The organism is Shinella sp. Sh6 (genome assembly GCF_055392685.1).
The window spans coordinates 87,254-102,622 of the sequence record NZ_AP044005.1; the positions used below are offsets into that span (position 1 = coordinate 87,254).

At 66.7% G+C, this 15,369-nt stretch carries 12 protein-coding genes and 1 tRNA gene; 7 read left to right on the top strand and 6 right to left on the bottom strand.

The annotated features are described in order from the left end of the window. Positions 1–10 precede the first annotated feature (10 nt). Complete coding sequence (locus ACZ5TO_RS00430; protein WP_464800430.1) at positions 11–940, top strand: carbohydrate kinase family protein; 930 nt, start codon at positions 11–13, stop codon at positions 938–940. A 45-nt stretch (positions 941–985) separates the two neighbouring features. Continuing rightward, positions 986–2,071 carry a glycosyltransferase family 4 protein gene (locus ACZ5TO_RS00435; protein ID WP_464799156.1) on the top strand — a complete coding sequence of 362 codons (1,086 nt, stop codon included), beginning with the start codon at positions 986–988 and terminating at the stop codon, positions 2,069–2,071. 3 nt (positions 2,072–2,074) lie between these two features. On the opposite strand, the gene pgi is transcribed toward ACZ5TO_RS00435, so the two are convergent. Both pgi and ACZ5TO_RS00445 read right to left on the bottom strand, forming a co-directional pair. Further along, on the bottom strand, positions 2,075–3,700 hold the full coding sequence (gene pgi, locus ACZ5TO_RS00440; RefSeq protein ID WP_464799157.1) for a glucose-6-phosphate isomerase: 1,626 nt from the start codon (positions 3,698–3,700) through the stop codon (positions 2,075–2,077). Between the two features lie 116 nt (positions 3,701–3,816). Next, complete coding sequence (locus tag ACZ5TO_RS00445; protein ID WP_464799158.1) at positions 3,817–5,517, bottom strand: long-chain-fatty-acid--CoA ligase; 1,701 nt, start codon at positions 5,515–5,517, stop codon at positions 3,817–3,819. 320 nt (positions 5,518–5,837) lie between these two features. On the opposite strand from ACZ5TO_RS00445, the gene ACZ5TO_RS00450 reads away from it, so the two are divergent. Then, positions 5,838–6,986 carry an AI-2E family transporter gene (locus ACZ5TO_RS00450; protein WP_380780461.1) on the top strand — a complete coding sequence of 383 codons (1,149 nt, stop codon included), beginning with the start codon at positions 5,838–5,840 and terminating at the stop codon, positions 6,984–6,986. 5 nt (positions 6,987–6,991) lie between these two features. Here ACZ5TO_RS00450 and ACZ5TO_RS00455 read toward each other — a convergent pair whose 3' ends face one another. From ACZ5TO_RS00455 to ACZ5TO_RS00465, 3 genes are all read right to left on the bottom strand, one after another. After that, positions 6,992–7,519: an NADPH-dependent FMN reductase gene (locus ACZ5TO_RS00455; protein ID WP_464799159.1), complete on the bottom strand. Its 528-nt coding sequence runs from the start codon at positions 7,517–7,519 to the stop codon at positions 6,992–6,994. Between the two features lie 49 nt (positions 7,520–7,568). Continuing rightward, positions 7,569–7,644, bottom strand: a tRNA-Thr gene (locus ACZ5TO_RS00460). Positions 7,645–7,768: 124 nt separating this feature from the next. Then, entirely contained in the window at positions 7,769–8,731 is a 963-nt protein-coding gene (locus ACZ5TO_RS00465) for an NAD(P)H-dependent flavin oxidoreductase (RefSeq protein WP_464799160.1), read from the bottom strand. Positions 8,732–9,114: 383 nt separating this feature from the next. Here ACZ5TO_RS00465 and ACZ5TO_RS00470 point away from each other — a divergent pair, with 383 nt between their 5' ends. Beyond that, a complete protein-coding gene (locus ACZ5TO_RS00470) occupies positions 9,115–10,254 on the top strand; it encodes a biotin transporter BioY (protein ID WP_464799161.1) in 1,140 nt (379 codons plus the stop codon). Between the two features lie 12 nt (positions 10,255–10,266). Here ACZ5TO_RS00470 and ppk2 read toward each other — a convergent pair whose 3' ends face one another. Then, positions 10,267–11,148 (bottom strand): polyphosphate kinase 2, encoded by an 882-nt coding sequence (gene ppk2, locus ACZ5TO_RS00475; RefSeq protein WP_184145686.1) that lies wholly within the window; start codon positions 11,146–11,148, stop codon positions 10,267–10,269. Positions 11,149–11,293: 145 nt separating this feature from the next. Here ppk2 and phoR point away from each other — a divergent pair, with 145 nt between their 5' ends. The 3 genes from phoR to pstC all read left to right on the top strand — a co-directional run bounded on the left by phoR (position 11,294) and on the right by pstC (position 15,359). Continuing rightward, positions 11,294–12,580, top strand: coding sequence for a phosphate regulon sensor histidine kinase PhoR (phoR, locus tag ACZ5TO_RS00480; RefSeq protein WP_464799162.1), 1,287 nt, complete (start codon positions 11,294–11,296; stop codon positions 12,578–12,580). Positions 12,581–12,769: 189 nt separating this feature from the next. Continuing rightward, positions 12,770–13,804 (top strand): PstS family phosphate ABC transporter substrate-binding protein, encoded by a 1,035-nt coding sequence (locus ACZ5TO_RS00485; protein ID WP_464799163.1) that lies wholly within the window; start codon positions 12,770–12,772, stop codon positions 13,802–13,804. 70 nt (positions 13,805–13,874) lie between these two features. Next, on the top strand, positions 13,875–15,359 hold the full coding sequence (pstC, locus tag ACZ5TO_RS00490; RefSeq protein ID WP_464799164.1) for a phosphate ABC transporter permease subunit PstC: 1,485 nt from the start codon (positions 13,875–13,877) through the stop codon (positions 15,357–15,359). Positions 15,360–15,369 lie beyond the last annotated feature (10 nt).

Below are 15,369 nucleotides of genomic sequence, written 5' to 3' on the forward strand. Positions count from 1 at the left end.
GGGAATGAAGATGATCCTGTGTTGTGGTGAAGCGCTGATCGACATGCTGCCGCGGACGACGACGCTCGGCGAGGATGCCTATGCGCCCTATGCCGGCGGGGCGATCTTCAACACGGCGATCGCGCTCGGCCGCCTCGGCGTGCCGACCGGCTTCTTCACCGGCCTCTCCGACGACATGATGGGCGACATATTGCGCAAGACGCTCGGCGAAAGCGGCGTCGACTACAGCTATTGCGCGACGCTCTCGCGCCCCACCACCGTCGCCTTCGTCAAGCTGGTCGACGGCCACGCGACCTATGCCTTCTACGACGAGGGCACGGCCGGCCGCATGATCACCGAGGCCGAACTGCCGGCGCTCGGCGCGGATTGCGAGGCCATCCATTTCGGCGCGATCAGCCTCATCCCGGAGCCCTGCGGCTCCACCTACGAGGCGCTCCTGAAGCGCGAGCACGAAACGCGCGTCATCTCGCTCGACCCGAACATCCGCCCCGGCTTCATCAAGGACAAGGATGCGCATATGGCGCGCATCCGCCGCATGGCCGCGATGGCGGACATCGTGAAGTTCTCCGACGAGGACCTTGCCTGGTTCGGCCTCGAGGGCGACGAGGATGCGCTTGCCCGCCACTGGCTGCATCACGGCGCAAGGCTCGTCGTCGTCACGCGCGGCGCGGAAGGCGCGGTCGGCTATACGGCGGACCACAAGGTCACGGTGCCGAGCGAGCGCGTGGCGGTGGTCGACACCGTCGGGGCCGGCGACACCTTCGATGCCGGCGTCCTTGCCTCGCTGAAGATGCAGAACCTCCTCACCAAGCAGCAGGTGGCGAAGCTCTCCGAAGAGCAGATCGCCAAGGCCCTCGCCCTCGGCGCCAGGGCCGCCGCCGTCACCGTCTCCCGCGCCGGCGCCAATCCGCCCTGGGCAAAGGAGATCAAGCTGGCGTAAGGCGCCCCTTCATCCGCCTGTCATCGCCGCATGGTCAAAGGGGCCATGCTCGACCAGACCGCCCCCGACTCGCTCCTTCCGGCCCGCCCCGACGGACGGGCGCCCGTCGTTCTCGTCGTCACGGATGCGTGGCGGCCGCAGCTCAACGGCGTGGTGCACACGCTGGAGGAGCTGGCGCGCTCGATGGCGGAGGAGGGGGTGGAGATCGTCTTCCTGACGCCGGAGAAGTTCGCGACGGTGCCGCTGCCGTCCTATCCGGAAATCCGCCTCGCAATCGCCTCCGCGCGGCAGGTGCTCGCTAAGATCGACGCGGTCGCGCCCGACTATATCCACATCGCCACCGAAGGGCCGCTCGGCCTTGCGGCGCGGCGCGCCTGCCTGCGGCGGCGCCTGCCCTTCACCACGGCCTACCACACGCGCTTTCCCGAGTTCATCCGTGCGCGCCTGCCCATCCCCGAAAGCTGGAGCTACTGGTGGCTGCGGCGCTTTCACAATGCCGGCGAGGGCATGACGGTGGCGACGCGCTCGCTCGGCGTGGAAATGGCCGCGCGCGGCTTTCGCCGCATCAAGCGCTGGTCGCGCGGGGTGGATACGACGCTGTTCGACCCGGCAAGGCGCCGCGACCTCGGCCTGCCAAGGCCTGTCTTCCTCAATGTCGGGCGCGTGGCGGTGGAGAAGAACCTGCCTGCCTTCCTCGGCCTCGACCTGCCCGGCAGCAAGGTCGTCGTCGGCGACGGGCCGGACCTTGCCGTGCTGCGCGAGCGCTATCCGGACGTGCATTTCCTCGGCCGCAGGACCGGCGAGGCGCTTGCCGCCCTCTATGCCTCGGCCGACGTCTTCGTCTTCCCGAGCCGCACCGACACTTTCGGCAATGTCATGCTGGAGGCGCTGGCGAGCGGCGTTCCCGTCGCCGCCTTTCCCGTCGCCGCGCCGCGCGACGTGCTCGGCGAGGCGGGCGTGCTGTCGGAGGATCTGCGCGAGGCGGCGCTCGCCGCGCTCGATATCCCGAAGGACGTCGCCCGGGGCCGCGCCATGGCTTATAGCTGGCGCGCCTGTGCGCGGGAATTCCTGGGCAATCTCGCCCGCGTGCCGCGCGATGCCTTCGCGGCACGCCGCCTCAGCCTGCGCTGAGGCCTATTTCGCCGCCTTCAGCAGCGCGGCGACGAGGCCGGCCGTCGAGGAATCGTGGCCGGCGGCGCTTTCCTTGCCTTCCACCACCGGCAGGAGGCCGGTCGCCAGCTCCTTGCCGAGCTCCACGCCCCACTGGTCGAAGGAGTTGATGTTGAAAAGCGCGCCCTCGACGAAGACGCGGTGCTCGTAGAGCGCGATCAGCCGGCCGAGTGCAAAGGGCGTCAGGCTGTCATAGACCATGGTGATCGACGGGCGGTTGCCGGAAAAGACCCGGTGCGGCGCGATCCTGTCGGCCTTCTTCGCGTCCATGCCCTTGGCGGTGAGCTGGGCTTTCGCTTCTTCGAGCGTGCGGCCCTTCATCAGCGCTTCCGACTGCGCCAGGCAATTGGCGATCAGCAGCTCGTGCTGGTGGCGAAGGGTCTTCTCGTGGCCGTTCGCCGCGATCATGAACTCGGTCGGGATGATCGACGTGCCCTGGTGGATGAGCTGGTAGAAGGCATGCTGGCCGTTGGTGCCGGGCTCGCCCCAGACGACCGGGCCGGTCTTGAACTCGACCGGCTCGGACCCCACCGTCACCGACTTGCCGTTCGATTCCATGTCGAGCTGCTGGAGATAGGCCGGGAAGCGCGACAGCCGCTGGTCGTAGGGCAGGATGGCGCGCGAGGGATAGTTCAGCACGTTGCGATGGTAGAAGCCGATGAGGCCGAGCAGCATCGGGATGTTCTGCCGGATCGGCGCGGTGCGGAAATGATTGTCGACGGCATGGCCGCCGGCAAGGAACTCGGCGAAGTTCTCCTTGCCGATGGCGATCATCAGCGGCAGGCCGATGGCCGACCAGATGGAGTAGCGCCCGCCGACCCAGTCCCAGAAGCCGAAGACGCGGCTGCCGTCGATGCCGAAGGCGGAAACCTTGTCGAGCGCCGTGGAGACCGCGCAGAAATGGCTGCCGACGGCCGCTTCGCCGAGCGCATCGGCGATGAAACGGCGGGCCGTTGCGGCATTCGTCATCGTCTCGATGGTGGTGAAGGTCTTCGAGGCGACGATGAAGAGCGTCGTCTCGGCCTCCAGCAGCTTCAGCGTGTCGGCGATATGCGCGCTGTCGATGTTGGAGACGAAATGCAGGCGCGGGCCGTCGTGATAAGGCGCGAGCGCCAGCGTCGCCATGACCGGGCCGAGGTCCGAGCCGCCGATGCCGATATTGACGACGTCGGTGATCTTCTTTCCCGTCGCGCCCTTGAGCGCGCCGGAGCGGATGCCGTCGGAAAAGGCGCCCATGGCGTCGAGCACGGCGTTGACGTCCGGCATGACGTCATGGCCGTCGACGAGCACCGGCGTGTTGGCGCGGTTGCGCAGCGCCGTGTGCAGCACGGCGCGCTCCTCGGTGATGTTGATGATCTCGCCGGCGAACATCGCGTCGCGCTTCTTCTCGACGCCGGCTTCCCTCGCCAGTTCCTCCAGCGCATCCAGCACCGCGTCGTTCACGGCGCATTTGGAATAGTCGAAGAGAAGGTCTTCGAATGTCGTGCTGTAGCGGGAGAAGCGGGCGGGATCGGCCGCGAACGCCGCCCGGATGTCCGTGGCATCGGTGTCGCGGACGATGGTTTTCAGCTTTTCGACAAGCGCTTTCATCGGCGTGTTCCTTCGGCCTTTGGAGGATGCCGTTAGCTAGTCGCTTTGCCCCCCGCAAATCAAGCCCGCAAACGCCGATCGGTGCAAAAAACTAAATCGGTTTAATTCCTGCGCCTTCACCCGCGAAGGTCCTTGCGCAGGATCTTGCCGACGTTGGATTTCGGCAGTTCGTCGCGGAATTCCACGAATTTCGGCCGCTTGTAGTTCGTCAGGTTCTCCGCGCAATGGGCCTTCACGTCCGCTTCCGTCAGGGCGGGGTCCTTCTTCACCACGAAGAGCTTGACCGCCTCGCCGGAATGGGCGTCCGGCACGCCGATCGCCGCGCATTCGAGGACGCCCGGATGCGACATCGCCACCTCCTCCACCTCGTTGGGGAAGACGTTGAAGCCGGAAACGAGGATCATGTCCTTCTTGCGGTCGACGATCTTGGTAAAACCTTCCGGCGTCATGAAGCCGATGTCGCCGGAGCGGAAGAAGCCGTCCGCGGTCATCACCTTGGCCGTCTCGTCGGGCCGCTGCCAGTAGCCGGCCATGACCTGGGGCCCGCGGATGCAGATCTCGCCCACCTCGCCGAGCGGCAGCGCGTTGCCGGCATCGTCGCGGATGTCGATCTCGGTGGAGGGCAGCGGCAGGCCGATCGTGCCGGTGAATTCCGCCCTGTCGAAGCGGTTGGCGGTGGCGACGGGCGAGGTCTCGGAAAGGCCGTAGCCCTCGGTGATGGCGCAGCCCGTCATCGCCTGCCAGCGTTCGGCGACCGGGCGCTGCACCGCCATGCCGCCGCCGAGCGTCAGCAACAGGCCGGAAAGGTCGAGCTTGGCGAAGTCCGGATTGTTCATCAGCGCGTTGAACAGCGTGTTGAGGCCCGGGAAGATGTGGACGGGGTATTTTCCCAGTTCCTTGACGAAGGCGGGGATGTCGCGCGGATTGGCGATCAGCACGTTATGGCCGCCGAGCGCGATGCCCATCAGGCCGTTCACCGTCAGCGCGAAGATATGGTAGAGCGGCAGCGCGCAGATGAAGACGAGCTGTTCCGGCCGCTTCCTGACGTGGAAGATCGGCTCGATCCACAGCTTGATCTGCTCCATGTTGGAAAGGAGGTTGGCGTGAGTCAGCACGGCGCCCTTCGAAACGCCCGTCGTGCCGCCGGTATATTGCAGGAAGGCGGTGTCGCCCGGCGTCACGCCGGCATCCTTCACGCCGGCGCGCGCGCCCTCGGCCATCACCTGCCGGAAGGGGACGTGGCCGGGCAGCGACCATGCGGGCACCAGCTTTTTGACCTTGCGCACGACGAGATTGACGATGAGGCCCTTGAGGCCGAGCATGTCGCCCATCGTGGCGACGACGACGTGCTTCACGGCGGTGCGCGAGACGACCTGCGCGACGGTACTTGCGAAATTCTCCAGCACGAACAGCGCCTTGGCGCCCGCATCCTTCAACTGGTGCTCCAGTTCGCGCGGCGTATAGAGCGGGTTGACGTTCACCACGACGAGGCCGGCGCGCAGGATGCCGAAGATGATGACCGGGTTCTGCAGGACGTTCGGCATCATCACGGCGACGCGGTCGCCCTTTTGAAGGCCCCGGGCCTGCAGCCAGGCGGCGATGCCTGCCGAGGCCGCGCCGAATTCGCGGAAGGTCAGCGTCTTGCCCATGCTGGTAAAGGCGGGGCGGTCGGCGTATTGTTCGCAGCAGCTTTCGACGAGCGTGCCGATCGACGAATGGTGCAGGGGAGCAAGATCGGCGGCCACGCCTTCCGGGTAGGAGGCGAGCCAGAAACGGCCGGACGATTGCGTGGAAGGGTCCTGAACTGTGGCCGACATGTCTCTCCTCCTCGTTGGGTGCTGGCACCCGTCCGTCCCGCGCGGTATCGAAAGGTCCTCCAACCCGCCGATCCGGACAAGATGATGCTTTTGACGGGCGCCATCAAGCGTCATCGCTATATTACATTGACGTAAACGTCAATAAGCGATGCGCCCACCCAACCCTGCGACGTCTCACCGCGCCTCGGCATAAAAAGGCGCGCATATGTTTAACATTCTTCAGTTACACCTTATCTTGGTGGTCCGGGCCCGGGGCGCCGGCCTCAAGGGAGTAGACGCGTTTGCTGCATTCGGATCATCGTAGAAACGAGCCTCGGCTTCTGGGCGCCGCGCGCGCCAGTGGAGCCGCGCTGGTTTCGCCCGTTTCGGCTGCGCGCTGGCTGCTCGTCCTCGTCGTGCTCGCCGGCATCTATTTCTTCCACGGCTTCGTCGTGCCGGTGCTGGCCGCGCTCGTCATCGCCTTTGCGAGCTGGCCGCTCTATACGCGGCTTCTGGCGCGGGTGAATGGCCGGCGCACGCTGGCCGCCTCAATCGCGATCCTCCTCATCCTCGGCTTCATCGTCGGGCCCATCCTCTTTGCCTCCACCTATGCCTTCCACGAGATCCGCGACTGGATCGGCTGGGCGGTGCAGACGAACCGCACCGGCGCGTCGACGCCCGACTGGATCCGCGCGCTGCCCGTCATCGGCGGCTGGCTCGACATGCAGTGGACGCGTTTCCTCGATCATCCGGGCGCGATCGGCGAACTGACGCAGATCGTCAGCGGCGCGCATATCGGCAATATCTACCGCGTGGCGCTGGCGGCCAGCGGCAAGGCCTTCAACCTCCTGCTTGCCATGCTCTTCATGCTGATCGCGCTGTTCTTCATCTATCGCGACGGCCAGGCCTTCGCCGCCCAGGTGGATCGGCTCGGCGAGCGCATCCTGCCGATGCGCTGGGAGCGCTTCTCCCGCATCGTGCCGGCGACGATCAGCTCCACCGTCACGGGCATGACGCTGATCGCCATCGGCGAGGGCATCGTGCTCGGCACGGCCTACTGGATCGCCGGCGTGCCGTCCGCCGTCACGCTCGGCGTGCTGACGGGCCTGATGGCGCTCTTTCCCGGCGGCGCGCCGCTCTCCTTCACGCTGGTCTCGGTCTATCTCGTCTCCAGCGGCTCGCTCGTCGCGGGCCTTGCCTTGCTCGCCTGGGGCTCGGTCGAGCTCTTCATCGTCGACAAGACGCTGCGCCCGCGCCTCGTCGGCGGGCCGATCAAGCTGCCGTTCCTGCCCACCTTCTTCGGCCTCATCGGCGGGGTGAAGACCATGGGCTTCGTCGGCCTCTTCATCGGTCCCGTGCTGATGGCCCTTCTGGTCGCGATCTGGCGTGAATGGATCCGGGACCTGGAGACGAGCGACCAGCCGACCATCCTCCTCGACGAAACGACGAATCTTCCCGCGCGGCGCGATCCGGAGCGCAACGTCGGCTGACGCCCTCAGCCTTCCGCGCAGAAACGGGAAAAGCCGTCGAGGAACGCGCGCATCTCGCCGACGGCAGCCTCTTCCGCAAGGCGGGCGGCGATCTCCTCCGGCGACAGCGCCATCAGCCGGAACCGCAGGAAGATATCCTCGTTGAACCGCGCGCTCACCGTGGCGAGCACGATGCGCAACTGCTGCAGCATGTCGTCGCCGCGATGGGAGGCATGGGCGAGCACGATGGGCTTGGCGACCAGCTCCTCGCGCGAGACCAGCCAGTCGATGGCATTCTTCATGCCGCCGGGAATGGAGCGCACATATTCGGGGCTGGCGATAATTACCCCGTCCGCCTCCGCCACGGCCCTGGCGAACTCGGCGACCGCCGCCGGCAGCGCCTCGCCTTCGAGATCCGGCGAAAAGACCGGCAGCATCCCGACCCCATGAACCACGACAACATGGTCCGCCCCCGCGGCAGCCTGCAAGCCGCGCAGCATCGCCGTATTGGTGGACGCCCGCCGCGCACTTCCCGAAATGGCCAAGAATTTCATGCGCGCAGGAATGTCCGAGTCCCGGTGGGCGGTCAAGGCGGAGAGGAAGTGGTGCCGCTTAGGTGACTCGAACACCTGACCCCATCATTACGAATGATGTGCTCTACCGACTGAGCTAAAGCGGCTTCCAGCGGTCCCGAAGCGTGTCGGGACCGGAATGGGTGCGCTGATAACCGCAATGGCGGGAGATTTCAAGCGGGGAGTTTGAACTTCCGCATTTTTCCCGTGCGATGCAGCGAAATGGCCGGTTCAGCCGGCGGTGATGCGGGCCTTCGCGGCGTCGTATTCGCGTTCGAGGCGGGCGACGAGGCCTTCCACCGGGCCGATCGCCTTGACGGCGCCGATGCCCTGGCCGCAGCCCCAGATGTCCTTCCAGGCCTTGGCGCCGGTCGTCGCCTTGTCGAAATCCATCTTGGAGGGATCGGCTTCCGGCAGGTGGTCGGGGTCCATGCCGGCGGCGGCGATGGAAGGCTTCAGGTAGTTGCCGTGGATGCCGGTGAAATAGTTGGAATAGACGATGTCGGCGGCCGCGCTGTCGACGATCGTCTGCTTGTAGGCATCGCTCGCTCGCGCTTCCTCCGTCGCGATGAAGGGCGAGCCGATATAGGCCATGTCCGCGCCCATCGCCTCAGCCGCGAGGATCGCCCCGCCGGTCGCGATCGCGCCGGAAAGGAGGAGGGGCCCGTCGAACCATTCGCGGATCTCCTGCACGAGCGCGAAGGGCGAGAGCGTGCCGGCATGGCCGCCTGCACCGGCGGCGACCGCGATCAGACCGTCCGCGCCCTTGCGGATCGCCGAATTCGCATGGCGGTTGTTGATGACGTCGTGCAGCACGATGCCGCCATAGGAATGGATCGCCGCATTCACCTCCGGCACGGCGCCGAGCGAGGAGATGACGACCGGCACCTTGTATTTCACGCACATCGCAAGGTCGTGCTCCAGCCGCCTGTTGGAACGGTGGACGATCTGGTTGACGGCGAAGGGCGCGGCCGGGCGGTCCGGGTTCTTCGCGTCATGCGCGGCAAGGCCCTCCGTGATTTCCGCCAGCCATTCGTCGAGCTGCGATTCGGGCCGGGCATTCAGCGCCGGGAAGGCGCCGATGATGCCCGCCTTGCATTGCGCCAGCGTCAGCGCAGGATGCGAGACGATGAAGAGCGGCGCACCGACGACGGGCAGGCGCAGCTTGTCCTTGAGGATCGCGGGCAGGGCCATGGAGGGGAAATCCTGTCTGTTTTTGACGTTTACGAAAACGTCAAAACCATAGCAGCGTGCAACGGGTCTGAAAAGAGGCGATACGGGCGTGGATCGGTGAGCTTCGGTGCGTTCCTGCAAACGCAATGGTGCGCCGATTGGCGGGGAAGCGGTTTGCCGTGACGGTTTCGGCAGGGCCCGCAGGCGGCCTGCCGGGCAGGTGCCGGCGGTCTCATCGTCTCGGGGCAGGTGCTTATCCCCGGAGAAGGCCGGGCGGTTCGGCCGGAAGGCTTGCGCAAATTCGCGTCAAACGTTACGCAAAACCTAACAAAAGCCGGAAAGCAGGGCTCTTTCCACAGAAGTATCGTAGCGGCCATGAGGCGGCTCCCGCAGAAGGGTCGGATGTGAGCGGACTGGAGACGGCAATCAGAAACGCGCTGGCGCGCTCCGAGCGTGCCAATGCCGAGGTGCGGGCGCGGATCTACCAGTCGGCGCGCCATGCGCTCGAAGCCGGCTTGCGCAAGCAGGAAATCAACGATCCCGAGACGATGGCCGCCCAGCGCCACCGGCTGGAGGCGACGATCCGCGAGATCGAGACGGAGGAGCGCGCCCGTCTTGCCGCCGCCGAAAGCGCGGTCCGCGCCGAGCCGGTCGCCGAGGCCCGGGCGGAACCCGCGCTGCGCGCCGAACGGTCCGAGCCGACGCTGGAAGGCGAACGGCGCGACGATGCCGGCCGGCCGGCCGGCGGAACCGGCGATATCGGCGCGATCCGCCCGGAGCGCGCGGACGGCTTTTCCGCGGGCGGCACCGCAGCCGCCAGGCCCGCGTCCGGCAAGGCCTCGGGCGGGCCGGCGGATATCCGGCCCGAAAGAGTGGCGAAGGCGCGCAGGCGCCGCGGCCGCCTCTTCTCCTTCCTGCTGGTCGTCGCCACGCTGATCGCCGCCTTCGGCGCGCTTGCCTGGTGGGTGCAGACGAGCGGGCTGCTTGCCGACCTTCGCGGCGATGCGGACGATTCCATTCCGCCCGCCCGGGTTTCCGGCGAGGATTTCTCCGGTGACGACCCGGTCAAGAAGGCGCTCGACACGCAGAACCGCTTCACCGCCGACTGGCGCGCGGTCTTCTCGCCGGGCGACATGGACAAGCTGTCGGCCGGCGCGGCGGGCCGCTTCGAGCAGGTCGGCACGGGCGAGGGCCCGGCCGCGCGCATCACCTCCACCGATCCCGACCGGGACGGGGCGGTGCGCATCGAGGTCTCGCCCGAGGTGCTTGGCGAACTCGGCGGCAAGAATTCGACGGTCGCGCTCACCGTGCAGTCGGCGAACGGCAAGCCGGTGCAGGTCACCGTCGAATGCGACTTCTCCACCATGGGCGGCTGCGGCCGCCACCGCTTCACGGTGTCGGAGCGCACGGACATCCTGTTCCAGGTGACGTTCGACCGCTCGCTCTCGCCGAGCGAGCCGGGGCATCTCCTGCTCAACAGCGATATCGCCGGCGGCAATGCCAGCGTCTATCTCTACGGCGTGCGCATCCTGCCGGGCGAATGACCGGCGCCGGTCCTATCTGACGAAGCCGGGGCCGGAACCGAGGATCTTGTCGTCGACCGCGCCGATCGCCTTCCTGTCCTTGCCGTCATAGTCGAGCGAGGTCAGGATGTGGCGGATGACGTTGATGCGCGCGCGGCGCTTGTCGTTGGCGCGCACCACGGTCCAGGGCGCATGGTCCGTGTGGGTTTCCTTCAGCATGCGGTCGCGCTTGTCCGTGTAGTCGCCCCATTTCCTGAGCGAGGCGATGTCCATCGGCGAGAGCTTCCACATCTTCAGCGGATCGTGCCGGCGGTCGTGGAAGCGTTTCAACTGCATCTCGCGGCCGATATTGAGCCAGAACTTGAAGAAGTGGATGCCCTCGGAAACGACCATCTCCTCGAAGCGCGGCGTCTCCTCCAGGAATTTCTCGTATTGCTCCTTCGTGCAGAAGCCCATGACGGGCTCGACGCCCGCGCGGTTGTACCAGGAGCGGTCGAAGAGCACGAATTCGCCGGCGGTCGGGAAGGTCGCGACATAGCGCTGATAGTACCATTGCCCCTGCTCGGTCTCCGTCGGCTTGGTGAGCGCCACCACGCGCGCCGAGCGCGGGTTCATGTAGGAGGAGGTGGCGTGGATCGCCCCGCCCTTGCCGGCGGCATCCCGCCCCTCGAACACGGCGATTACCCGCTGTCCCGTCTTCTGCTGCCAGAACTGCACCTTGACCAGCTCGATCTGCAGCAGCTTCAGCGTCTTCTCGTATTCCTTGTTGGCAAGCTTCTTGTCGTAGGGATAGTCGTCGGAGCCGAAGGCCTTTTCCGAGATCCAGTCCGGCAGCTTCGGATCGTCGATGTCGAACACCCGCTTCTTGTCGTGGATATCCAGCTCCACCGCCCGGCTTTCCGCCTTCTCCGCCATCGTCTGCTCCTCGAAACACCAAGAGGCGGCGAGCGCCGCATGGCCGCAGGTGGCCATAACCGCATTGCGAATTCAAGCGCGCCGTGAAAAACATGTCACGAAGCCGCGCTATCCATCGGGAATCGGTGGAGGTGCGGAGGGTGCGATGCTGGCGAGGGAATGGGCGGCGGTGACGGATCAGCGGACGGTCTTCGGCTGGCTGGCGGCGCAACTGTGGGGGGAGCGGGTGCTCATCGCCTCCGCCGTCTTCGTCGGCTTCATGATGTGGCTTTCCGGCATGCATCTCGGCTGGGCCTCCTTCGCGGTGCTGCTCCTCGTCATCGCGGGCCTGCTACGCGTGGAGCGGCGCGCGGCGGAAGCCGAGCAGCGGGCCGCCGTGCCCGTTGCCGCAGCGCCTGCCGAGCCGGACCGGGCTGCGGAGGAGCGCATGGCCATCGCCGCCGTTCTCGGCGCGCTCGACGCCCCCGCGCTGCTCCTTTCCGCAAGCGAGGCCGTCCTCTTGCAGAACCGCGCGGCGGAAGCCGTCTTCGGCCCCATCCCGCGCAATGGCGACCTTGCCGGCCGCATCCGCGCCCCCGGCATCCTCGACATGGTGCGCGAGGCCATCGCCTCCGGCCAGCCGCGCGAGACGGAGCATGCCGAGCGCCTGCCTTCCGAGACGGTCCATGTCGTGCGCATCGCCCCGCTTGCCGACCGCAGGGGCGAGCCGCTCTGGCTGCTCACCTTCCGCGACGTCTCGCAGGCCCGCCGCATCGAGCGCATGCGCTCGGATTTCGTCGCCAATGCCAGCCACGAGCTGCGCACGCCGCTCGCCTCGCTGCGCGGCTTCATCGAGACGCTGCAGGGCCCGGCGAAGAACGACCTGAAGGCCCACGAACGCTTCCTCGCCATCATGCACGAGCAGGCGACGCGCATGAGCCGCCTCGTCGACGACCTGCTCTCGCTCTCGCGCCTCGAACTGCGCTCCAACCTTGCGCCGGACCAGACGGTGGACCTCGTCCCGCTCCTCGGCCATGTGCGCGACAGCCTCCAGCCGCTCGCCGGCGATCTCGGCGTCGAGGTGGCGCTGCACCTGCCGGACCGCCCGGTCACCGTCAACGGCGACCGCGACGAGCTGGTCCAGGTCTTCGAGAACCTCATCGAGAACGCCTGCAAATACGGGCAGGAGGGCAAGCGGGTCGATGTCGTGCTCACCGGCGGGGGCGAGGCGCCCGTCGAGCTTTCCGTCACCGACTACGGCCCCGGCATTCCGCCGGAACATGTGCCGCGCATCACCGAGCGCTTCTACCGCGTCAACGTGGAAGCGAGCCGGTCCAGGAAGGGCACCGGGCTCGGGCTTGCCATCGTCAAGCACATCCTGACGCGCCACAAGGCGCGCCTTGTGGTGAAGTCCGAGCTCGGCAAGGGCACGGTCTTTACCGTCAGGTTCTGACACATACCGTCCGGCTTTCGTCGTGGCGCTGGAAATTCGCAAGCATTTCCAGTCGGTTGGCCTGTCACAAATGTTTCGTCGAACTGACATAAAAGCAATGGCGATCGGGGTTTAGACAGAGGCCGCCGGTCAACGGCAGAGAGCGCGAAACGAGCGCTTCCAACACACGTCCTCTTCGGGAGACCCCAGATGAAATCTCTTAAGCTCACTGCCGCGGCGCTTGTCGCTTCCGCCGCCTTCGCAGGCGTTGCCGTCGCCCGCGACCAGATCCAGATCGCCGGCTCCTCCACCGTTCTTCCCTATGCCAAGATCGTCGCCGAGACGTTCGGCGAGACCTATCCGGACTTCAAGACGCCGATCGTCGAATCCGGCGGCACGGGCGGCGGCCTCAAGGAATTCTGCAAGGGCGTCGGCCCGGACACCATCGACATCGCCAACGCCTCGCGCGCGATCAAGGACAGCGAAGTCGAGGCCTGCAAGGCTGCCGGCGTGACCGAGATCCAGGAAGTCAAGATCGGCTATGACGGCATCGTCTTCGCCACGGACGCCGGCAATGCCGACCTGAAGCTGGAGCCGAAGGACCTTTACCTCGCGCTCGCCGCCGAGGTCGTCGTCGACGGCAAGCTCGTCGCCAACCCCTACAGGAAGTGGTCGGAGGTCAACAAGGACCTGCCGGACGCCGAGATCGCCGCCTATATCCCGGGTGAGAAGCACGGCACGCGCGAAGTCTTCGAGGAGAAGGTGCTGGCGGCCGGCTGCGAAGCCTCCGGCGCGGCCGAGGTGATCAAGGCCGCCGTCGCCGAGAAGGACGCCCAGCATGCCAAGTGCGTCGCCGTGCGCAAGGATGGCCTGGCCGTCGACATCGACGGCGACTACACGGAAACGCTGGCCCGCATCGCCGCCAACAAGTCCGGCATCGGCGTCTTCGGCCTCTCCTTCTACGAGAACAACGCCGACAAGCTGAAGGTCGCCACCGTCAGCGGCATCGTTCCTTCGGTCGAGACCATCGCCTCGGGCGAATATCCAGTTTCCCGCCCGCTGTTCTTCTACGTCAAGAAGGCGCATCTCGGCGTCATCCCGGGCCTGAAGGACTATGTCGAGTTCTTCACCAGCGACGACATGATCGGTCCCGACTCCCCGCTTGCCGAATACGGCCTCGTTCCGGCCCCCGACGCCGAGCGCGAGGAGGTCCGCAAGGCCTTCACCGACGGCAAGATCATGTAATCTGCCCTGGCCGGCGCGGCCATCCTTCACGGGTGTCGCGCCGGCCGCTCTCGCCGGGAGAATGTCCGAAATGAGTGTGTCCCTTCTTCTGCTCGTCGTCGCCGGCATCGGCGTCATGGGATATCTGGCAGGTAGCTGGCGCGCAGGCGCGCTTGCCGGCGGCAAGGCGTCCAGCCTGCATTCCCGGCCGGGCTATTACGGTGCCTTCGTCGCCGTCTGGTCCGTGCTTCCGGCGGTCCTCGTGCTGCTGGTCTGGATCGTCGCGAGCCCGATCTATATCGGCTCGACCGTGCGCGACGGCTTTCCCGAAGAGGTCAAGGCCGAGCCGCAGGCGACGCAGAACCTCGACTACAACATGATCGGCGCCATTTCCCGCGGCCTCTCGCTGCTGTCGGCGCAAGAGCGAACGGCGCTGTTTGCCGACGGCTCCGCCGCCCGCACGGTGCTGGCCGCCAAGGGCGTGCCGCTCGCCGCCGACCCGGCGCCCTACATGCTGACCTCCGCCGACACGCTCAACCGCATGACGGTGGCGAGCGGTCTCCTCCGCTCGGCCCTCGTCGTCCTCGTCGCGCTCGCCGGGGCGTTCTTCTCCTACCGGATGATCGCGCCGAAGTTCCGGGCGCGAAACCGGGTGGAGGGCGTGATGCTCGGCGGCCTCCTCGCCGCCTCCTCCATTGCCATCCTGACGACGATCGGCATCGTCGCCTCGATGCTCACGGAAGCCATCCATTTCTTCAACCGGGTTCCAGCCTGGGAGTTCTTCTTCGGCACCGTCTGGGACCCGCGCTTCGCGGCGGCGGGCGCTGCCGCTTCCGCCGGCCAGTTCGGCCTCATCCCGCTCCTTGCCGGCACGCTCTATATCGGCTTCGTCGCCATGCTCGTCGCCGTGCCCGTCGGCCTCTTCGCCGCCGTCTACATGTCGGAATACGCCTCGCGCACGCTCCGCTCGGTGGCAAAGCCGCTGCTGGAAGTGCTCGCCGGCATCCCGACCATCGTCTACGGCTTCTTCGCCATGGTCACGGTCGGCCCGTTCCTGCGCGATATCTCGGCCCAGCTCAACGGCCTTGCCACCGGCAACTATGCGAGCTTCATCCAGGCGCAGAGCGTGCTGACGGCCGGCTTCGTCATGGGTATCATGCTGATCCCCTACGTCTCCTCGCTGTCCGACGACATCATCACCGCCGTGCCGCGGGCCCTGCGCGACGGCTCGCTCGGCCTCGGCGCCACGCGCTCGGAGACGATCAAGCGCGTCATCCTGCCGGCCGCCCTGCCGGGCATCGTCGGCGCCCTCCTGATGACGGCCTCGCGCGCCATCGGCGAGACGATGATCGTGGTGCTCGCAGCCGGTGTCGCCGCCCGCATGCAGCTCAATCCCTTCGAGCCGATGACGACGGTGACGGTGAAGATCGTCAACCAGTTGACGGGCGACCTCGAATTCACCTCGCCGCAGACGCTGGTGGCCTTCGCCCTCGGCATCACGCTCTTCGTCATCACGCTTTGCCTCAACATCTACGCCCTCTACATCGTGCGCAAATACCGGGAGCAGTACGAATGAGCCAGGTCTC

Bases quoted from the DNA above. Each gene is read 5' to 3' on its own strand.
- ACZ5TO_RS00430 (WP_464800430.1), top strand. From the start codon at position 11: ATGATCCTGTGTTGTGGTGAAGCGCTGATCGACATGCTGCCGCGGACG.
- ACZ5TO_RS00435 (WP_464799156.1), top strand. From the start codon at position 986: ATGCTCGACCAGACCGCCCCCGACTCGCTCCTTCCGGCCCGCCCCGAC.
- pgi (WP_464799157.1), bottom strand. From the start codon at position 3,700: ATGAAAGCGCTTGTCGAAAAGCTGAAAACCATCGTCCGCGACACCGAT.
- ACZ5TO_RS00445 (WP_464799158.1), bottom strand. From the start codon at position 5,517: ATGTCGGCCACAGTTCAGGACCCTTCCACGCAATCGTCCGGCCGTTTC.
- ACZ5TO_RS00455 (WP_464799159.1), bottom strand. From the start codon at position 7,519: ATGAAATTCTTGGCCATTTCGGGAAGTGCGCGGCGGGCGTCCACCAAT.
- ACZ5TO_RS00465 (WP_464799160.1), bottom strand. From the start codon at position 8,731: ATGGCCCTGCCCGCGATCCTCAAGGACAAGCTGCGCCTGCCCGTCGTC.
- ppk2 (WP_184145686.1), bottom strand. From the start codon at position 11,148: ATGGCGGAGAAGGCGGAAAGCCGGGCGGTGGAGCTGGATATCCACGAC.
- phoR (WP_464799162.1), top strand. From the start codon at position 11,294: ATGCTGGCGAGGGAATGGGCGGCGGTGACGGATCAGCGGACGGTCTTC.
- ACZ5TO_RS00485 (WP_464799163.1), top strand. From the start codon at position 12,770: ATGAAATCTCTTAAGCTCACTGCCGCGGCGCTTGTCGCTTCCGCCGCC.
- pstC (WP_464799164.1), top strand. From the start codon at position 13,875: ATGAGTGTGTCCCTTCTTCTGCTCGTCGTCGCCGGCATCGGCGTCATG.